Below are 17,625 nucleotides of genomic sequence, written 5' to 3'. Positions count from 1 at the left end.
CGATCAGTCTGGATCATAGCCGCACGAGCTGAAGTAGTTGGCACATTCGGCGGGCTGGAAGATGTCCACGAGCCTGCCGATGAGGCCCCACAGGCCGCTGACGGTGCGCTCACCTGCTTTTCGGAGCATGGCCTTGAGGCGAGAGAAGGCCTTCTCGATCGGGTTGAAGTCGGGGCTGTAGGGCGGCAGGAAGCGCAGCGCTGCCCCTGCCGCCTCGATCCGGTCGCGGACAGCGGGGCGCTTATGGCTCGACAGATTGTCCATGATGACGACGTCGCCAGGCCGCAGCTCCGGTACGAGAACCTGCGCGACATAGGCTTCGAACCAGTCACCGTTGATCGGACCGTCCAGCACCATCGGTGCGACCATGCCGCTCATGCGGAGGCCCGCGACCAGCGTGGTGGTCTTGCGATGGCCATGCGGGTATCCCATCCGCAACCGCTCGCCTCTGGCACAACGGCCGTGACTGCGGGCCATGTTGGTGGCGGTCCACGTCTCGTCGATAAACACCAAGCGTTCCGGCTCCAGATCGACCTGGTTCTCGAACCAGTCGTGGCGCTGCCTCAGGACGTCGGGGCGGTCTTGCTCGATGGCATGCCCAGTCTTTTTTTGCGCGTCATGCCTCGTCGGGCGAAGAAGCGGTGCAGCCCGGCAACCGACACCGTCAGGCCCGCTTCGGCCAAGGCAATGCGCAGTTCTTCGAGCGAGATGTCCTTGCGCGCCTCCCACAAGGCCAGGATATCGGCGGCTCGCTCCTCCACTCGGCGGGATCGCATGTCGCCGCCTTGCGGCTTGGGAGCGAAGGCGCCGGTTTCCAGACGCTGCGCCTGCCAGCGAATGGCTGTCGATGGCGCAACCCCAAAGCGCGCCGCCGCTCCTCGGCAACTCAGCCCGCCATCAATCGCCGCCAGAAGCCGCGTGCGCAAATCCATCGACAGAGGGTGACCCATCCATGCCGGCCTCCTTCACCAGCACAGATTCTGAATCACAAATCAGACCGGAGGGAAATCCCTCATCGATTCAAAACGGTCGAAAACCGCTTGTCTTATGACATTGCGGTCCGTTTGGGTCATGCTGGATTGCCCGGGCCGGGGTGGCCACCCCGGCCCGGGCGGAAGGGGACGGATCGTGAAAACGCCGGTCGTTGTGGGACCGGGCTAGAGTAGGATCGCCCCTTTCTTTTCCATCAGGCCCGAACGGATACCGGGGTTTTGGACCCGGATGACAAGCATGGGATAGCGGAAAAGATGAGCGACAATCTACCACAGACGATCGGCATCGACATCTCCAAAGCGAGCCTCGACTGCCATGTCCACCCTGCCGGCGCCGAACGTCAGTTCGCCAACACCGCCAAGGGCCACAAGGCGCTGATCGCCTGGCTGCGACAATGGCCGGTCGAGCGGATCGCCTATGAGGCAACCGCAACCTACCATCGAGCGCTGGAGGCGGCTCTGGCCGACTGGCCCTGCGTTAAGCTCAACCCAGAGCGCGCCCGGCGCTTCGCCCAAGCGACTGGCACTCTGGCCAAGACCGATCGCATCGATGCCATGTTGCTGGCCCGTATGGCGGCCACCTTGCAGCCGCCGGTCAGACCCGCTCGAAGCGCACAGCAGGCGCAGATGGCGGAGCTCATCAATGCCCGAGACGGCCTCGTGCGCGATCGCACCGCGCTCAAGAATCGCGAGAAGAACCTCACCATCGCCTTCCTCAAGCGCCAGTGCCGGCAGCGGCTCGAGCAGATCGATCGGCATATCGAGGCGCTCGATACCGAGATCGCCAACCTGATCGCCGCGGATGCCGCGCTCGCCCGCCGGCATGAGATCCTCACCAGCATCGCCGGCGTCGGAACGCTGACCGCCAACCAGCTCATCGCCACCATGCCCGAACTCGGCAGCCTCGAGAATAAGCAGGCCGCATCCCTCGCCGGTCTCGCCCCCGTCGCTCGACAGTCCGGACAATGGAAAGGCAAGAGCTTCATCCGTGGCGGACGCGCCAACGTGCGGCAGGCTCTCTATATGCCGGCCCTCGTCGCCGCCCGGTACAATCCCGATCTCAAGGCAAAATATCAGCAGCTCGTTACTGCCGGGAAGCCCGCCAAGATCGCCATCACCGCCGTCATGCGAAAGCTCGTCGTCACCGCGAACGCCCTGCTCAAAGCCGATCGATGCTGGATGCAATCTCCAGCTTGATCATCACGGATACTCTAGAAAGGGACGGGCCTTAGTTAGGACTGCCCTTTGCCACCGTTCGCCCTGAGCCTGTCGAAGGGCCTTACTTCCTTTAGGGAAGGGCTTCGACAGGCTCAGCCCGAACGGGTCTTGAGTGATCGGGTCGAGGTGAGGTTTTAAGAGGCCGTTCAGGCCGATCGAAGCGAAGCCACTCCAAAGCTCAACCTTACCCCACCCGCTGCTCCTCCCGCCGGTCCAACACCTCACGCACCTTCCCCGCCAGTTCCGCGTAAGTAAAAGGCTTGGTCAGCAACTCCACCCCCGGGTCCAACCGCCCATGGTGGAATATCGCATTGCGCGCATATCCGGTCGCGAACAGGATCTTAAGCTCCGGCCGCCTCGCCGCCGCTTCCCGCGCCACGTCCGCGCCGGTCATCCCACCGGGCAGCACCACATCGGTAAATAGCAGATCGACCGGCACCGGGGCCTGCTCCAGCGCGTCCAGCGCCGCCGCTCCGTTACTGGCCTCGATCACCCGATATCCTAGCTCGTTCAGCACCTCGACCGCATAGGCGCGGACATTATCGTCATCCTCGCACACCAGAACCGTCTCATCGCCCCCGCTTACGGCCGGGCGCGGCGCCTCCTCCACCTGATCATTTGCTGGCACCAGCCCATGATAGCGCGGCAAGTAAATCTTGACGCTCGTCCCTTCGCCGACCTCCGAATAAACCCGGATGTGGCCGCCCGACTGCTTGATGAAACCATAGACCATGGACAGCCCAAGCCCGGTGCCCCGGCCCACCTCCTTGGTGGTGAAGAAAGGCTCGATCGCGTGGCTCAACGTCTCGGCATCCATGCCCTGTCCTGTGTCCGACAGGCTGATCAGCACATATTGCCCAGGCTGCACATCCTCTTCCTGCGCCGCATAATGGTCATCGATATGCGTATTGGCGACCTCGATGGTCAGCTTGCCGCCACCGGGCATCGCATCGCGCGCATTGACCGCCAGGTTCAACAGCGCATTTTCCATTTGATTAAGGTCGACCTCAATGGGCCAGGCGCGCGCGGTCTGAATCGTCTCAACCTCGATCCGCTCGCCCAATGTGCGGCTCAGTAACTCAGACATGCGGCTCACCAGCCGATTGGGGTTCACGCGCTCGGGCGCCAATGGCTGGCGGCGGGAAAAGGCGAGCAGCCGCTGTGTCAGCATGGCTGCACGTTCGGCGCCCGCCATCGCATTGTCCGCCGCACGGCGCATCCGCTCATTATCATTGAGGCCGCGTTGGAGCAGTTCAAGATTGCCCGTCACCACCTGCAACAAATTGTTGAAGTCATGGGCCACGCCGCCGGTCAACTGGCCGAGCGTCTCCATCTTCTGCGCCTGCCGCAACGCGGCCTCCGCTTCGGCAAGCGCGCGGGCATGGGCGCGCTGTTCGGTAACATCCCGCGCCACGCAATAGATCAGCCCATTGTCGGGCACCGCCGTCCAGCTGAAGTTGCGATAATCGCCGTCCTTTGTTCGGAACCTGTTTTCGAAGCGCCGCGTGGGAATGCCTTGCTGGAGCGTATCAACCTCGTTCCGGCCGTGCGCGACATCATCGGGGTGCTCCATCCATTCCGACGTGCGGCCGATCAGTTCCTCCTGGCTCCATCCCAATATGTCCGTCCATGCAGGGCTGGCCGACAGCCATGTGCCGTCCATGTCGGCGATCAGAAAAGGGTCGCGGGCCAGCGTCCATAATCGGTTGCGATCCGCCAGCATCTCCCGCTCGGTTCGGACGCGCTGCGTCGTCTCATTGACGATGCACAACGCCCCGCCGATCGATCCGTCCGCTTCGAACACGGGTGAATAGCTGATGTCGAAATAGACTTCCTCGCCACGGCCACCGTCCCGCTCGATGTAAAAGGGGCGGTCCTTGGCATGCACCGTCTCGCCCTTCTGGAGTACCGACAGCAGCAGCGGCTCCAGATCGTCCCACAGCTCGGCCCAACTCTCCCGCGCCGGACGGCCCAGTGCCCCCGGATGCTTGTCGCCAATCGTCGGCGCATAGGCTTCATTATAGAGCGCGCAGAGGTCCGGTCCCCAGAACAGCACGATCTCCGCCTTGGAAGACAGCATCAGCCGAACTGTGGATATCAGTGCAGGCGACCATTGATCGACCGGCCCCAGAGGGGACCGGTCTCCGATGCGCGCCGTCAGGTCTCCGATTGGACCCTGTGCAGCGATCATCCCGGCAATGTCGGTTGCCGGGGCGCTCATCGATTATCCTCTGTTAAGAAGTGCATAGACGGGATACGCCTGTCCGCTGATTTGTATCCGCTCGTTACGGGGCGTTGCGACCTTTTGTCCTATGGGCGCCCTCTTGCAACAATCCGGGCATCGGCGCATGGATCGGCGCCATGACGGAACTTGCCCTTCGCCCGGCCATGGCTGCATCCCGCCCACTTTCCATTGCCCGCTGGCTGCTCACGGTGGCCGCGCTGGTTTTCTGCATGGTGGTGGTGGGCGGCATCACCCGCCTCACCGAATCGGGTTTGTCGATAACGCAGTGGAAACCTATTACCGGCGCCATACCGCCGTTGACCCATGACCAGTGGATGGACGCGTTTCGCCTCTACCAGCAAATCCCCGAATATCAGCAGTTGCGGCAGGGCATGACCCTGTCCGATTTCCAGTTCATCTTCTTCTGGGAATGGGTGCATCGGTTGCTTGGGCGATTGATAGGCCTCGCCTTTGCCCTGCCGCTCCTGTGGTTCGCCTTTCGCCGCGCGATCCCGTCCGGCTACGGCTGGCGTCTGGTCGCCTTGCTGGCGCTCGGGGGGCTTCAGGGCGCGATTGGCTGGTGGATGGTCGCCTCTGGCCTGTCCGTGCGCACCGATGTCAGCCATTACCGGCTCGCAGTTCATCTGCTGACGGCACTCTTCATCATCGGCGGCCTTGTCTGGACCGCGCTTGATCTGTTTGCCTTGGCGCGCAGCCCGGCCGCACGCCCGGCTGCGCTCAGGCCCTTTGCGCTGGTCGTGTTGCTGGTGCTGCTGGTTCAGTTGATGTTTGGCGCCTTCACGGCGGGGCTCGACGCTGGCTATGTCTCGAACACTTGGCCGCTCATGAACGACCATCTCGTGCCGGAGGGGATTTCGTGGCTGGGATCGCTTTGGGCGACCTTGTCCAGCGACCCTTATCTCGTCCATTTCATCCATCGCTGGTGGGCATGGGTTGCCGCAGCGATGTTGATCCTGCTCGCGCGTAAGGCAAAGAGGGCGGGGCGGCGGGGCGCTTCCGTCGCCATCAATGCCACGCTCGGCACGCAGATCGCGCTTGGCATCGCCACGGTCGTCAGCGGTATCGCCTTGCCCCTCGCCGTGCTTCATCAGGCGGTCGGCGCCCTCGTCGTCGCTTCCGCCGCCTGGGGTGCGCATGCGATCGGGGAGCGCCACGGGTGAGCGGCGTCGCGCTCGTCTACACGCTCTTCGGCTCGGCGGAGGCCGCCGACCGCGTCGCACGCCAGCTTATCGGGGAAGGGCTGGCTGCCTGCGCCAACATGCTCGGGGCTGCGACGTCGCTCTATGAATGGAACGGCGTGCTGGAAAGCGCCGCGGAGGTTCCGGTGCTCTTCAAGACAACGCCCTCGCGCCGCGACGCCCTGATGGCGCGAATAGCGGAGCTTCACGACTATGAAGTGCCCGCGATCCTCGCAATACCGGTGGAAAGCGCCGATTTACGCTACGCAAAATGGGTGGCCGAACAGATCGCAAAGTGACGGGTATTATTTTACCCGTCAGGAAACCCGCCGAATCTCTTGACTTCTCGAACCTCGCCGGTCATTAGCGCCCATCTTTGATCGCCCTCAAAACGCGTTCAATTCACTATTTCATTCTGGAGATTGGCACCATGAAGGCGCTGATGAAGACCACCAAGCCGGCAACCCCGGCAACGGTCGAAAAGAAGTGGATCCTGATCGACGCGGAAGGTCTCGTCGTCGGCCGCCTCGCCTCGACCGTCGCGAACATCCTTCGCGGCAAGCACAAGACCAGCTTCACGCCCCACGTCGATTGCGGTGACAATGTCATCATCATCAACGCTGGCAAGGTGAAGTTCACCGGCCGCAAGCTGACCGACAAGGTCTACTACAAGCACACCGGCTATGCTGGTGGCATCAAGGAAACCACGCCTGCCAAGATCCTGGAAGGCCGTTTCCCCGAGCGCGTGCTTGAAAAGGCCGTTGAGCGCATGATCCCCCGTGGTCCGCTCGGCCGTCAGCAGATGCGCAACCTGCGCATCTTCGCCGGTGCTGAACATCCGCACGAAGCGCAGAACCCCGAAGTGCTCGATTTCGCGTCGCGCAACCGCAAGAACAAGGTGGGTGCATAATGTCCGATAACCGCCAGTCCCTGTCCGACCTCGCGTCGCTGACCGCCAACGCTCCCGCGCCCGCCGCTGGTGAGACCGTCGCCGCCGACGCGCCGATCGCTCCTGTTCAGCCCTCGGCTCCGCTGCGCGCCCAGGAAATCGACAGCCTCGGCCGCGCCTATGCGACCGGCCGTCGTAAGGACGCCGTCGCCCGCGTCTGGGTGAAGCCCGGCACCGGCAAGATCACGGTCAACGGCCGCGATCAGGAAGTCTATTTCGCTCGCCCGACCCTGCGTCTGGTGATCAACCAGCCCTTCGGTGTTACCGAGCGTGAAGGCCAGTATGACGTGATCGCCACCGTCAAGGGCGGCGGTCTGTCCGGCCAGGCCGGTGCGGTCAAGCACGGCATCGCCCAGGCTTTGTCGAAGTATGAACCGGCGCTGCGCAGCGCGGTGAAGGCCGAAGGCTTCCTGACTCGTGACAGCCGTACCGTCGAGCGTAAGAAGTACGGTCGCGCCAAGGCTCGCCGCAGCTTCCAGTTCTCGAAGCGCTAAGCGTCAGCTACCAATATTTTGGAAGGGGCCGGTTTTCCGGCCCCTTTTTCTTTGTCTGCAACCGTTGCGCAATCGTACCGGTGGCAACCTTCGGACACTCCAAGTTGTTGACCCATCGTAGCTTGGATAGGAGGACATTATGGGTGAAATGACTGACAAGGTTAAAGCGGCAGGTAATAAGATTGCTGGAGCGGTCAAGGAAGCTGCGGGCCGGAATCAGAATGATGCCGATCTGGTTGCAGAAGGAAAGGCGCAGAAGGCTAAGGGCACCGCTCAGGACATCAAAGGGTCTGTGAAGGGTGCGCTTGGCGACAAGATCTGACCCAACCCAACCCGATATAATTTAAGAGAGGCCTCGCCAACTGGTGGGGCCTTTCGCTTATCGGTTAGTCGTTAAGACCGCGTGGTGAGACATGTTCTTCCGCTTCGCTTAGATAGGCCCGCACATCTCGCCGCAGCTCTCCCGCGCAGAGATAAAGCGCTATGACGTTGGGGATCGTCATCAGGAAGAAGCTGCTATCGACGATGTCCACGACCCGGCCCAGGTCGATCGCCGCGGCAGGCGGCAGCGCGACGATATAGAGGATTTTGTAGCTCCACTGCGCCTTTGGCCCATGACCGAACAGATACCCCCAAGCCTGAAGGCCGTAAAAGCCCCACGCCACAAGCGTCGAATAGGCGAACAGCACAACGACGACCGCCAGCAGCCACGGAAACCACGGTGATACCTGCGAGAAGGCGGCGGACGTGATGGCGATACCTTCCAGTCCCGACGTCCAGGTGCCCGCGACCACCAACGCCAGGCCACCTAGGGAACAGACGATCATTGTGCCGAGCAGCGGCTCGAGCAGGGCCACCAGCCCTTCTGAGACCGGATGGCGCACCCTTGCGAGGCTATGCGCCATCACCGCGGAGCCGACGCCTGCCTCGCTTGCAAAGACCGCTCGCCTCATCCCCGAGACAAAGGCGCCGACAGCGCCTCCCGTGGCCGCGCTGCCATTCCAGGCGCCGTGCCATATCTGGGCCAATGCGTCGGGTATCGCTGGCGCGTGGATGATGAGGACGGCGGCGACACCAACGAGATAGACGGCCACCTTGAGTGGGGTGAGCCGTTTCGCGACCTCGCCAAGCCATGCCGCGCCGCCCAGTGTCACCAGCGCCACAGCGGCGGCTAACAGCGCGCCATAGGCCCAGCCGTTAGAGAGACCGGTCACGACCTTCACCTGCGCGAAGCTCTGGTTGACCTGCACCATCGGGATCGCGCCGAACAGCGCAAAGAAGGCGTAAAGGCCCCCAAGCGTAAGGCCCAGACGAGGCCAGCCGCGCGTCGCGCCGATGGCTCTGAGCACATACATGGGGCCGCCATGCACATGGCCGCGCTGATCGAATGTCCTGTATTTGAGGCCGAGCGTCACTTCGGCCATCTTCACGGTCATCGCGAACCAGCCGATCACGAACATCCACAAGATCGCGCCCGGCCCGCCCATGGTCAATGCAACCGCGACCCCGGCGATGTTCCCGAGACCGATCGTTCCGGCGAGCGCGGTGGTCAAGGCGCCCCACTGACTGACGTCGCCCGTGGCCTCGTCCGCGCGTGGCTGGGTCCGCAATATCCGTAGCGCCCGACCCACGGCGTGGACATTGGGGAAGCCTAGCCAGATGGTGAAAAACAACATCGGGATCGCAAGATAGAGGACGATCAGTTCGATCCGAACACCCAGAACGGGAACTTTGAAGAAGACCGCGCCTGAAAGCGCGTCCACCGCTGCATTGAAACCATCCATTTGCTATGGGATGACTGCTGGCCAGTGGAAAGTCGAACAAAGATTGCTATGGACGACGGCAACTTACGCCGCGTTGCAGGACAGAAATCATGAGCAAGCGTTATTTCGGCACCGACGGTATCAGGGGCCGCACGAACCAATGGCCGATGACCGCCGAACTCGCGATGAAGGTCGGCATGGCCGCGGGAAAGCATTTTCAGCGCGGGAGCCATAGGCATCGGGTCGTGATCGGCAAGGACACACGCCTGTCAGGCTATATGGTTGAAAACGCGCTGGTCGCGGGATTCACTGCGGTGGGGATGGACGTCGTTCAATTCGGGCCGATTCCAACGCCCGCCGTGGCGCTGCTGGCGCATTCGATGCGCGCCGATCTGGGCGTCATGATTTCGGCCAGTCACAATCCCTATGCCGACAACGGGATCAAGCTGTTCGGACCTGATGGTTACAAGCTTTCCGACGAAGATGAGATGAAGATAGAGGCGATGCTGGAGCAGGACATCCCGCTCGCCGCTTCATCGGAAATCGGACGTGCGCGCCGGGTCGAGGACGCCCGGGGTCGCTACATCCATGCGGTCAAGTCCAGCTTTCCCGCCGACCTTCGCCTCGACGGGCTGAAGATCGTCGTCGATTGCGCGAACGGTGCCGCTTATCAGGTCGCGCCCTCGGCTCTTTGGGAATTGGGTGCTGAGGTCATCGCGATTGGCGTGACGCCAAATGGCATCAATATCAATGATGGTTGCGGATCTACTTCTCCGCTTCTGTGCCAGGAAACAGTCGTGTCGTCCGGTGCGGATATTGGGATCGCTCTTGACGGCGATGCCGACCGGCTGATCGTCGTCGATGAGAAAGGCCAGATCGTTGATGGCGATCAGATCATGGCGCTGATCGCCAGCAATTTCGCACGCGACGGATTGCTGCGGGGGGGCGGATTGGTTGCGACGGTTATGTCCAATCTCGGCCTGGAACGCTATTTGGCTGCGCAAGGCATTAATCTCGAGCGGACCAAGGTTGGGGATCGTTATGTGCTGGAGCGGATGCGTGAGGGTGGCTTCAATGTCGGCGGTGAACAGTCGGGGCATATGATCCTGTCCGACTATGCGACGACCGGCGACGGGACTGTTGCAGCGCTGCAGGTGCTTGCGGCGCTTGTTCGCGCGGGCAAGCCTGCCAGCGAAGTGCTGCATCAGTTCGATCCCGTGCCGCAGTTACTCAAGAATGTCCGCTTTTCCGGTGGCAAGCCACTGGAGCATGAGGAGGTCAAGCGGGTGATCGCGCAGGCGGAGAGTGAACTCAATGGATGCGGCCGATTGGTCATTCGTCCGTCCGGCACGGAGCCTGTAATCCGTGTCATGGCGGAGGGCGATCGGGAAGATCAGGTGAAGGATGTCGTTGAGCGAATCTGTGACGCAGTGGCGCGGGTGGCAGCCTGATGCTGGATATGCGTCCTGATTGCGAGCGCTGCGGCGTGGATCTGCCAGCTGCGGAGCCGGGCGCTTTCATTTGCTCATTCGAATGCACCTTTTGCACGGCGTGTGCCGAGGCGCTTGATGACCGTTGCCCTAATTGTGGCGGGGAACTGATGGACCGGCCGACGCGAGCAGGGGATGCGCTTGCCAGCTATCCGGCTTCTACCGAGCGTCGCTACAAAGCATGAGGCCCGCGCGCATTTTGATCATCGCCGGATCGGACAGTGGCGGAGGGGCTGGCATTCAGGCGGATATCCGCACAGTCACGCTGCTGGGTGGGCATGCGATGACGGCCATCACTGCGATCACTGCGCAGAATACGCTGGGGGTGCAGGGGGTGCATGCGGTGCCCACTGATATGGTGTTGCGGCAGATGGATAGCGTCATCAGTGATATCGGCGTGGATGCGGTGAAAATCGGGATGATCGGTTCGGCTGAGACTGCGCAGGCCGTTGCTGATCGACTGGCGGGATTGGTTGATGTTCCGGTCATATTCGATCCGGTGATGGTCGCTACCAGTGGATCGGTGCTGGCGGACGAGGCGACGATTGCGGCGTTTGAGCGGTTGATGGCGCTGGCGACTTTGGTGACGCCTAATATTCCGGAGCTGGAGGCGCTGGGCGGTGAGGAGATTGCGATCCGCTTCGACACGCATGTGCTGGCGAAGGGTGGGCATGGCGAGGGGGCGATGCTGACCGATCGGCTGATTGGGCCAAAGGGGTTGGTAAAGTCATGGAGCAATGCGCGAATTGAAACGATTCATACGCATGGGACTGGGTGTACCTTGGCCAGTGCTATTGCTGCTCGGTTGGGACAGGGTTCAAATATAGTAGAAGCTATTGAATTTGCTCGTAAATATGTTCGAGAGGCGTTGATGTTGGCGCCGGGGCTGGGGCAGGGTCATGGGCCTATGGGGGCGCCGTTCGGGTTTCACCAGCATGCCTGATTTTGCGCATGAGCGCTTGCATCATCCGGGCCTGGTCGCCGGGGTGGACGAAGCGGGCAGGGGGCCGCTTGCGGGGCCGGTGGTGGCCGCTGCCGTCATCCTGCGCCAGGAGGATTGCCCGGATGGCCTTAACGACAGCAAGCAGCTGACCGCCGCGCGGCGCGCTGTGCTGGAGGTCGAGATCAAGGCGCGGGCGTTGTGCTGGGGGATCGGGGTCGCGTCGGTCGAGGAGATTGACGAGATCAACATCCTATGGGCGACGATGCTGGCGATGACGCGTGCGGTGGAGGCGCTGGCGCATGATTGCGCGCATGTGCTGGTGGACGGCAATCGTTGCCCGAAATGGCGGTGGGCATCGACGGCCGTGGTCGAGGGCGACGCCAAATGCCTGTCGATCGCCGCTGCGTCGATATTGGCCAAGGAAGCGCGCGACCGCATGATGGTGGAGGCGGCGGCGGTGCACCCCCATTATGGCTGGGAAAGCAACAAGGGCTATGGCAGCCCGATGCATCTGGCGGCGCTGCGGGAACATGGTCCGACGCCGCTGCATCGTCGCAGTTTTGCCCCGGTCGCGCAGCTGGTGCTGTTGTAGGACTTCGGCCGAATGGTCGCCGGATAGGCCGACTTTGGCCATTCAAGGGTAAACCCGACGCCGGCTGGTTTCTGCCGTGACAAGATCAATCCGTGGGAGCCGGCTTTCGGGCTTGACCCGGGGTCTCGCTGCCTCGGCAGCATCGGATAAGAAGCGGGACCTCGGAGCAAGTCCGGGGTGACGATCACTCAAACTGATCATGCTCTAACCTGTGCCACCGAGGGATTAAGAAACGCGAGTGGGAGGCCGCTTGTTGGCTGGCGTTTCCGTGCATTATGACTAAGAAAGACTTAATGCGCGTGATGCCGTTCCTGCTGGCGCTGGTCGCCCTAGCTTCTCTTTCGCCGATGCGTGAAGCAGCTGCCGAGGCCGTGATTCCGGATGGTGAGGTGGTGCAGCCGGGCGGCTATCGTTGGTTGGAGGAAGGGCCGTTCGACGGGCCGCTTTACCTGATCATCAGCCTTCAGCGGCAGATGGTGCATGTCTATAACGGCGACCGGCTGGTGGGCCTGGCGAGCGTGTCTACGGGCACGCCGGGGCATCGGACGCCGACCGGCGAGTTCACGATCCTGCAAAAGCGGGAATGGCATCGGTCGAACCTCTACAGCAATGCGCCCATGCCCTTTATGCAAAGGCTGACATGGGATGGCGTGGCGTTGCATGCGGGGCATAATCCCGGTTATCCGGCGAGCCATGGTTGCATAAGATTGCCTACTGCCTTTGCCCGGACATTGTTTGGGATGACGCAGCTTGGAACGCTGGTTCGGGTGAATGCGGATGAGTTGGGGCCTGCGTTGATGCTCGATCGGCTGGTGCTGGATGATCCGGGGACGGCGGTGGTGACTTTCACGCCCGGTGCCAAGCCGCCGGTGGTGGAGCAGGCTAAGGTTGAATTGGCGGCTAGGGATGTGCCTGTGCTGGCGATTGATCCGAGTGTGTTTCGGCCGAGGTTAAGGCGGTGGTAGGGTTGGTGCCTGCTTTCGGGGACGTCTTTGCCTTCGCTTTGCTCTGGTGAGGGCTTCGACTTAGCTCAGTCTGAAACGGGACGGAGGCGGGACGGCTTAGCGCTGATAGTGGGCCTTTGCAGCTTTCCGGGTTGATTGCTGAAGAGAAGGAAGGGGCTTCGACAAGCTCAGCCCGAACGGGGTTGGGTTGTTGGCCTGAAACCCAGTGCGAACGGGGTTAAGAGCTTGCGATCCTTAGACCGCGCTGAGTCCTGCGTCGGCGAGGCCGCGCCACAGGTGGAGGGCCTGGACGCTTTCCTTCACATCATGGACGCGGACCATTTGGGCGCCCGATTGCGCGGCGCGGAAGGCGAGGGCGATGGAGCCGCCTAGGCGGTCTGCGGCCGGAGCTTCGTTGGAGAGGGCGCCGATCAAACGCTTGCGGCTTCCGGCGAAAAGGAGTGGCACGCCGAGGCCCTGGAACACCGACAGGCCGTTGACCAGCGCGAGATTGTCGGCGAGCGATTTGCCGAAGCCCAGGCCCGGATCGACCATGATCCGGTCGCGAGCGATGCCTGCGGCGACGCAGGCTTCGATGCGGGATTCGAGCATGTCGAACACATCGGCGACGACATCGCCATAGCCGCCCGGATTGTGGTGGGGGTCATCGCCGGAGGAAGGCGCATGCATCAGGATGACGGGGCAGGCTGCGCGCGCGGCGACTTCCATCGCGCGGGGGTCGTGGGCGAGGGCGCTGACGTCGTTGATGACCTTTGCGCCTGCTGCGAGAGCCGCTTCCATGACGGACGCCTTGCGCGTGTCGATGGAGACCGGGACGCCTGCGGCGGCCAGCTTTTCGATGACGGGGACGACGCGGGCGATTTCGTCGCCTTCCCAGACTTTGGGCGCTTTGGGGCGGGTGGATTCGCCGCCTATGTCAATGAGCGCTGCGCCTGCTGCCGCCATGGCAAAGCCTGCGTCGGCGGCGGCTTGCGGGTCGTCCATATGTTTGCCGCCATCGGAGAAGCTGTCGGGTGTGGCGTTGAGGATCGCCATGACTTGCGGCGCGTCGAAGCGGATGGTGCGATCGCCTAGTGCGAGCGGCTGCCGTTGGGCGGAAATGTTGGCGGCCAGGCGCTGGGCTCGTTCGGCGAGCGGAGCGGGGAGGGTGGCGATGGTTTCCGTGAACTGGGCGACCGGGATTGTGGTTCGGGCGAGGCGTTGGGAGCCTTGAAGTGCGGTTAGCTCATAGGCCTGGAACCAGAGGAGGCCGTTGGCCATGCGTGCGGCTGATCCATCGGGCAGGCCGATGGGGGAGGGGACGAACCATGTGGGCTTGAGGTAAAGCCGGGCGTCTTGGGGGAGAGTGGAAAGGGTCATGGCTGGTCTCGTTCACGCTGCGCCTGTCGAGGGCTTTTCCTTGTTAAAGGAAAGGAAGGGGCTTCGACAGGCTCAGCCCGAACGGGGATTTAGCTAAATATCAGGGCTCATTTGCCAGCAGGTACGTCTGGCGCAGCGTGTCGATGGGCTTGAGGGCGCCTTCAACCTCATGATGCCAGAAGGTCCAACCATTGCAGCTGGGCGCATTTTGCAGGGTTGCGCCCATCTTGTGGATCGAGCCCGTGTCTGTGCCGACGCTGAGCGAGCCATCCGCGCGCACGGTGGCCTGCCAGCGGCGCTTGGCGTCGGTGAGGATGCATCCGGGCTGAAGATAGCCGGTTTCGACGAGCGTGCCGAAGGCGACCTTGGGCTGGCTCTTCGCGCTCTGCATGATGGTGAGGGCGGATTCGTCGAGCGGCAGGGCGGCTTCGATGCGCTCCATGGCGACTTCGATATAGCTGTCTTCGCGTTCGATGCCGATCCATTTGCGGCCGAGGCGCTTCGCGACCGCGCCGGTGGTGCCGGTGCCGAAGAAGGGATCGAGCACGACGTCGCCGGGCTTGGTGCAGGCCAGAAGCACGCGATAGAGCAGGGATTCGGGCTTTTGCGTCGGGTGGGCCTTCGTCCCGTTGCGCTTTAAGCGTTCCTGTCCGCCGCAGATCGGCAGCACCCAGTCGGAGCGCATTTGCAGCTCGTCATTGAGCGTCTTCATCGCCTTGTAATTGAACGTATATTTGGCGTCCTCACCCTGGCTGGCCCAGATCAGCGTTTCATGCGCGTTGGTGAAGCGGGTGCCCTTGAAATTGGGCATGGGGTTCGACTTGCGCCAGATGATGTCGTTGAGGATCCAGAAGCCTTCGTCCTGGAGCGCCGTGCCGACGCGGAAGATGTTGTGGTAGCTGCCGATGACCCAGATGCTGCCATTGGGTTTCAGGATGCGGCGGGCCTGCGCCAGCCATGCCTTCGTAAAGCGGTCATAGCTGCTGAGCGTATCAAATTTGTCCCAGTCATTGTCGACGGCATCCACCCTTCCGCCTTCGGGGCGGAACAGGTCGCCGCCCAGCTGAAGATTATAGGGCGGATCGGCGAAGATCATGTCGATGCAGGCGTCGGGCAGCTTTGCCATTTCGGCGATGCAGTCGCCGCGCAGCAGGCAGTTTGCCGGGACGTTGACCGCCTCTTTTTCGATCGGCGCAACCGCCCTTTTACGCCGCGGTGCGACGCGTTCCATGACACCCATTATGTGACCCCCATTCGTTTCGAGGACCAGCGTTGAGTCGTCGAGAGTCCGGCGTCAAGATCAACGGCTTAGCCGTAGAGCCTCAGACAAAAGTTAACAGCGTGAGAACGAAAGAGGTAGACACGACATGTTGAGTCCGGATTTAGCTACGGGACTCAATATCAGGTGGTGTGACTCAAAAGACTCAGCTGCTGGACCCCGCCAACTTTTTTTGGTTAACGTCGCTTCGACCCCTCAAAAACGGTCTTCGCTTGATCTATTCATAATCATTTGGTTATGACTTCGCAATGAACGATACATTTTCAGGCGGCGACCGCTCGGCGGCATGTGATGAACTTTTCAAGGCGCTTTCCGACGGGACGCGGCGGGCTCTGCTGGAATATCTGGTGAAGGAGGGGGAGCAGAGCGTCCATGCTCTGACAGCCGTTTCCGATGTTTCGCAACCGATGGTGTCGCGGCATTTGGGGAAGTTGAAGCGGGCGCGGCTGGTGACGGCTCGCCGGGCGGGGCGTGAGACCTATTATGCGGCGCGGGTGAAGGGCCTGGCTCCGGTCGTGCAATGGATGGCGATTTACGGGGCGCTGTGGTCGCAACGCTTTACCGCTTTGGAAGAATTGAGCGAGCCTGCCTGAACCGGGGCTGCGCGCCACATTTTCCCTTGCATTGCGGGCCTAAATGGTGATCGAAGGCGCGGTGATCCATGTTGCGGGAAGGGGGCGGGGTGGGCCGCCCTAAGGGCATGCGGCATGGTGACGGGAAAAGAGACGTGGAGAAGATTGCAGGCCGCCTTGGCAAGATTCAGGGGCGCGCGCGCTTTGTCAGGGAAACACCCGATGTCAGGCGTCAGGCGCTGATCGAAGCGACGGCGCAATGCCTTGCGGAGAAGGGCGTGGCCGCGACTTCCGTTCGGGCGATCTGCGCGCGGGCGGGCGTGTCGGCGGGGTTGCTGACGCATTATTTCGATGGTGTCGATGCCCTGATCCTTGCCACCTATCGCGAGGTTGGAAATAAGGTGGCGGCGGCGCTGGAGCAGGCCGTAGCGGAGGCGGGGTCTGATCCGCTTGACCGGCTATGGGCCTATATAAGGGCGAATTTGCAGCCGCCGGTGCTGGACCCCAATTTGCTGGCGACCTGGATTTCCTTCTGGAGTCTGGTGAAGACCAGTCCCGAGATCGCTGCGACGCATGCGGAGACCTATGGCGGGTCGCGCGAGCGGTTGGAGGTGTTGTTGCGGGAAGCCGCGCCGCAGATTCCGCGTCCGGCGGCGCGGATCGCGGCGATTGGTTTGACGGCCATGCTGGATGGGCTGTGGCTGGAGCTTTGTCTGGATTCCTCGACCTTCACCATCGATGAGGCGCTGGAGATGGCCAGGGAAGCCATGACCTATGTCCTTCAGAAGCCAAGGGATGAGCCGGTCGATCAATCATTAGGGGCTTGATCGCTTTTCTCAATCAGTAGGTTGAAGAAAAGCAATTTCCCCTAAGCTGGCTACCTCCCTACATAGGCCGGGCAACAGCAACCCCTCAGAAGGAACTGGAAAGCCCATGGCTCTCATCAACACCAGCATCAAGCCGTTCAAAGCCACCGCATTCAAGGAAGGCAAGTTCGTCGACGTCACCGACGCAGACGTGAAGGGCAAGTGGGCGATCTTCTTCTTCTACCCCGCTGACTTCACCTTCGTGTGTCCGACCGAGCTGGAAGACCTGGCCGGCATCTACCCGACGCTGCAGAAGCTGAACGTCGAAGTCTACTCGGTTTCGACCGACACGCACTTCAGCCACAAGGCCTGGCATGACACTTCGCCCGCGATCAGCAAGATCAACTATTATATGCTGGGCGACCAGTCGGGCCAGATCACCAACAATTTTGACGTGATGCGTCCGGGCGTCGGCCTCGCTGACCGTGCGACCTTCCTGGTCGATCCCGAAGGCGTGATCCAGTTCATGGAAATCACTTCGGAAGGCGTCGGCCGCAACGCGACTGAGCTGCTCCGCAAGGTCAAGGCTGCGCAATATGTCGCCGCTCACCCCGGCGAAGTGTGCCCGGCCAAGTGGGAAGAGGGTGAAGAAACGCTCGCTCCCTCGCTTGACCTCGTCGGCAAGATCTAAGCAAAACCTGACCTTTCGCCGGGCCGGGTTGAGCAACTCCCCGGCCCGGCGGGGGTTTTACCTGACAATTTGACCGCTGACATGCCGGG

The 17,625-nt window shown here is 62.0% G+C and carries 19 protein-coding genes; 14 read left to right on the top strand and 5 right to left on the bottom strand.

All coding sequences use genetic code 11. The annotated features are described in order from the left end of the window. Positions 1 to 3: 3 nt before the first annotated feature. Positions 4 to 950, bottom strand: a protein-coding gene (locus ACZ5U1_RS07590; protein ID WP_464777875.1) for an IS630 family transposase whose coding sequence is annotated in 2 segments (ribosomal slippage) — positions 4 to 614 and positions 614 to 950 — 948 coding nt in all. Because the reading frame shifts where the segments join, the coding sequence is not laid out codon by codon here. A gap of 297 nt (positions 951 to 1,247) precedes the next feature. Between ACZ5U1_RS07590 and ACZ5U1_RS07585 the strand changes: the two genes are divergently transcribed. Then, on the top strand, positions 1,248 to 2,189 hold the full coding sequence (locus ACZ5U1_RS07585; protein ID WP_464777874.1) for an IS110 family RNA-guided transposase: 942 nt from the start codon (positions 1,248 to 1,250) through the stop codon (positions 2,187 to 2,189). A 205-nt stretch (positions 2,190 to 2,394) separates the two neighbouring features. Here ACZ5U1_RS07585 and ACZ5U1_RS07580 read toward each other — a convergent pair whose 3' ends face one another. Then, entirely contained in the window at positions 2,395 to 4,431 is a 2,037-nt protein-coding gene (locus ACZ5U1_RS07580) for a hybrid sensor histidine kinase/response regulator (protein ID WP_464777873.1), read from the bottom strand. A gap of 140 nt (positions 4,432 to 4,571) precedes the next feature. Between ACZ5U1_RS07580 and ACZ5U1_RS07575 the strand changes: the two genes are divergently transcribed. The 5 genes from ACZ5U1_RS07575 to ACZ5U1_RS07555 all read left to right on the top strand — a co-directional run bounded on the left by ACZ5U1_RS07575 (position 4,572) and on the right by ACZ5U1_RS07555 (position 7,398). Continuing rightward, a complete protein-coding gene (locus ACZ5U1_RS07575) occupies positions 4,572 to 5,615 on the top strand; it encodes a COX15/CtaA family protein (RefSeq protein ID WP_464777872.1) in 1,044 nt (347 codons plus the stop codon). After that, positions 5,612 to 5,932: a divalent-cation tolerance protein CutA gene (gene cutA / locus ACZ5U1_RS07570; protein ID WP_464777871.1), complete on the top strand. Its 321-nt coding sequence runs from the start codon at positions 5,612 to 5,614 to the stop codon at positions 5,930 to 5,932. The genes ACZ5U1_RS07575 and cutA overlap by 4 nt, the downstream gene beginning before the upstream one ends. Before the next feature lie 131 nt (positions 5,933 to 6,063). Continuing rightward, entirely contained in the window at positions 6,064 to 6,543 is a 480-nt protein-coding gene (gene rplM, locus ACZ5U1_RS07565) for a 50S ribosomal protein L13 (protein ID WP_097092068.1), read from the top strand. Continuing rightward, entirely contained in the window at positions 6,543 to 7,076 is a 534-nt protein-coding gene (rpsI, locus tag ACZ5U1_RS07560; RefSeq protein WP_464777870.1) for a 30S ribosomal protein S9, read from the top strand. Before rplM ends, rpsI begins: the two co-directional genes overlap by 1 nt. 139 nt (positions 7,077 to 7,215) lie before the next feature. Next, positions 7,216 to 7,398, top strand: coding sequence for a CsbD family protein (locus ACZ5U1_RS07555; protein WP_464777869.1), 183 nt, complete (start codon positions 7,216 to 7,218; stop codon positions 7,396 to 7,398). Positions 7,399 to 7,462: 64 nt separating this feature from the next. On the opposite strand, the gene ACZ5U1_RS07550 is transcribed toward ACZ5U1_RS07555, so the two are convergent. Next, on the bottom strand, positions 7,463 to 8,860 hold the full coding sequence (locus ACZ5U1_RS07550) for an alanine/glycine:cation symporter family protein (protein ID WP_464777868.1): 1,398 nt from the start codon (positions 8,858 to 8,860) through the stop codon (positions 7,463 to 7,465). A gap of 89 nt (positions 8,861 to 8,949) precedes the next feature. Between ACZ5U1_RS07550 and glmM the strand changes: the two genes are divergently transcribed. From glmM to ACZ5U1_RS07525, 5 genes are all read left to right on the top strand, one after another. After that, positions 8,950 to 10,290 carry a phosphoglucosamine mutase gene (gene glmM / locus ACZ5U1_RS07545; RefSeq protein WP_464777867.1) on the top strand — a complete coding sequence of 447 codons (1,341 nt, stop codon included), beginning with the start codon at positions 8,950 to 8,952 and terminating at the stop codon, positions 10,288 to 10,290. Then, positions 10,290 to 10,514 carry a DUF1272 domain-containing protein gene (locus tag ACZ5U1_RS07540; RefSeq protein ID WP_464777866.1) on the top strand — a complete coding sequence of 75 codons (225 nt, stop codon included), beginning with the start codon at positions 10,290 to 10,292 and terminating at the stop codon, positions 10,512 to 10,514. The genes glmM and ACZ5U1_RS07540 overlap by 1 nt, the downstream gene beginning before the upstream one ends. Then, complete coding sequence (gene thiD / locus ACZ5U1_RS07535) at positions 10,511 to 11,272, top strand: bifunctional hydroxymethylpyrimidine kinase/phosphomethylpyrimidine kinase (protein ID WP_464777865.1); 762 nt, start codon at positions 10,511 to 10,513, stop codon at positions 11,270 to 11,272. The genes ACZ5U1_RS07540 and thiD overlap by 4 nt, the downstream gene beginning before the upstream one ends. Then, positions 11,265 to 11,864 carry a ribonuclease HII gene (locus ACZ5U1_RS07530; protein WP_464777864.1) on the top strand — a complete coding sequence of 200 codons (600 nt, stop codon included), beginning with the start codon at positions 11,265 to 11,267 and terminating at the stop codon, positions 11,862 to 11,864. Before thiD ends, ACZ5U1_RS07530 begins: the two co-directional genes overlap by 8 nt. A gap of 347 nt (positions 11,865 to 12,211) precedes the next feature. Further along, positions 12,212 to 12,829, top strand: coding sequence for a L,D-transpeptidase family protein (locus tag ACZ5U1_RS07525; RefSeq protein WP_464779991.1), 618 nt, complete (start codon positions 12,212 to 12,214; stop codon positions 12,827 to 12,829). Between the two features lie 234 nt (positions 12,830 to 13,063). Here ACZ5U1_RS07525 and folP read toward each other — a convergent pair whose 3' ends face one another. Further along, on the bottom strand, positions 13,064 to 14,188 hold the full coding sequence (gene folP, locus ACZ5U1_RS07520; RefSeq protein ID WP_464777863.1) for a dihydropteroate synthase: 1,125 nt from the start codon (positions 14,186 to 14,188) through the stop codon (positions 13,064 to 13,066). Positions 14,189 to 14,288: 100 nt separating this feature from the next. After that, the gene (locus tag ACZ5U1_RS07515) at positions 14,289 to 15,428 is read right to left on the bottom strand and encodes a DNA methyltransferase (protein WP_464777862.1); all 1,140 of its coding nucleotides are present in this window, start codon (positions 15,426 to 15,428) and stop codon (positions 14,289 to 14,291) included. A gap of 287 nt (positions 15,429 to 15,715) precedes the next feature. Here ACZ5U1_RS07515 and ACZ5U1_RS07510 point away from each other — a divergent pair, with 287 nt between their 5' ends. The 3 genes from ACZ5U1_RS07510 (at position 15,716) to ahpC (ending at position 17,536) form a co-directional block, all read left to right on the top strand. Then, positions 15,716 to 16,060 (top strand): ArsR/SmtB family transcription factor, encoded by a 345-nt coding sequence (locus tag ACZ5U1_RS07510; RefSeq protein ID WP_464777861.1) that lies wholly within the window; start codon positions 15,716 to 15,718, stop codon positions 16,058 to 16,060. Positions 16,061 to 16,194: 134 nt separating this feature from the next. Further along, positions 16,195 to 16,866 (top strand): transcriptional regulator BetI, encoded by a 672-nt coding sequence (gene betI / locus ACZ5U1_RS07505; RefSeq protein WP_464777860.1) that lies wholly within the window; start codon positions 16,195 to 16,197, stop codon positions 16,864 to 16,866. 106 nt (positions 16,867 to 16,972) lie between these two features. Beyond that, on the top strand, positions 16,973 to 17,536 hold the full coding sequence (gene ahpC, locus ACZ5U1_RS07500) for an alkyl hydroperoxide reductase subunit C (RefSeq protein WP_449473588.1): 564 nt from the start codon (positions 16,973 to 16,975) through the stop codon (positions 17,534 to 17,536). Positions 17,537 to 17,625: the final 89 nt, after the last annotated feature.

The organism is Sphingobium sp. TomTYG72 (assembly GCF_055394715.1).
This window is presented reverse-complemented; position numbering and strand designations above follow the sequence as displayed.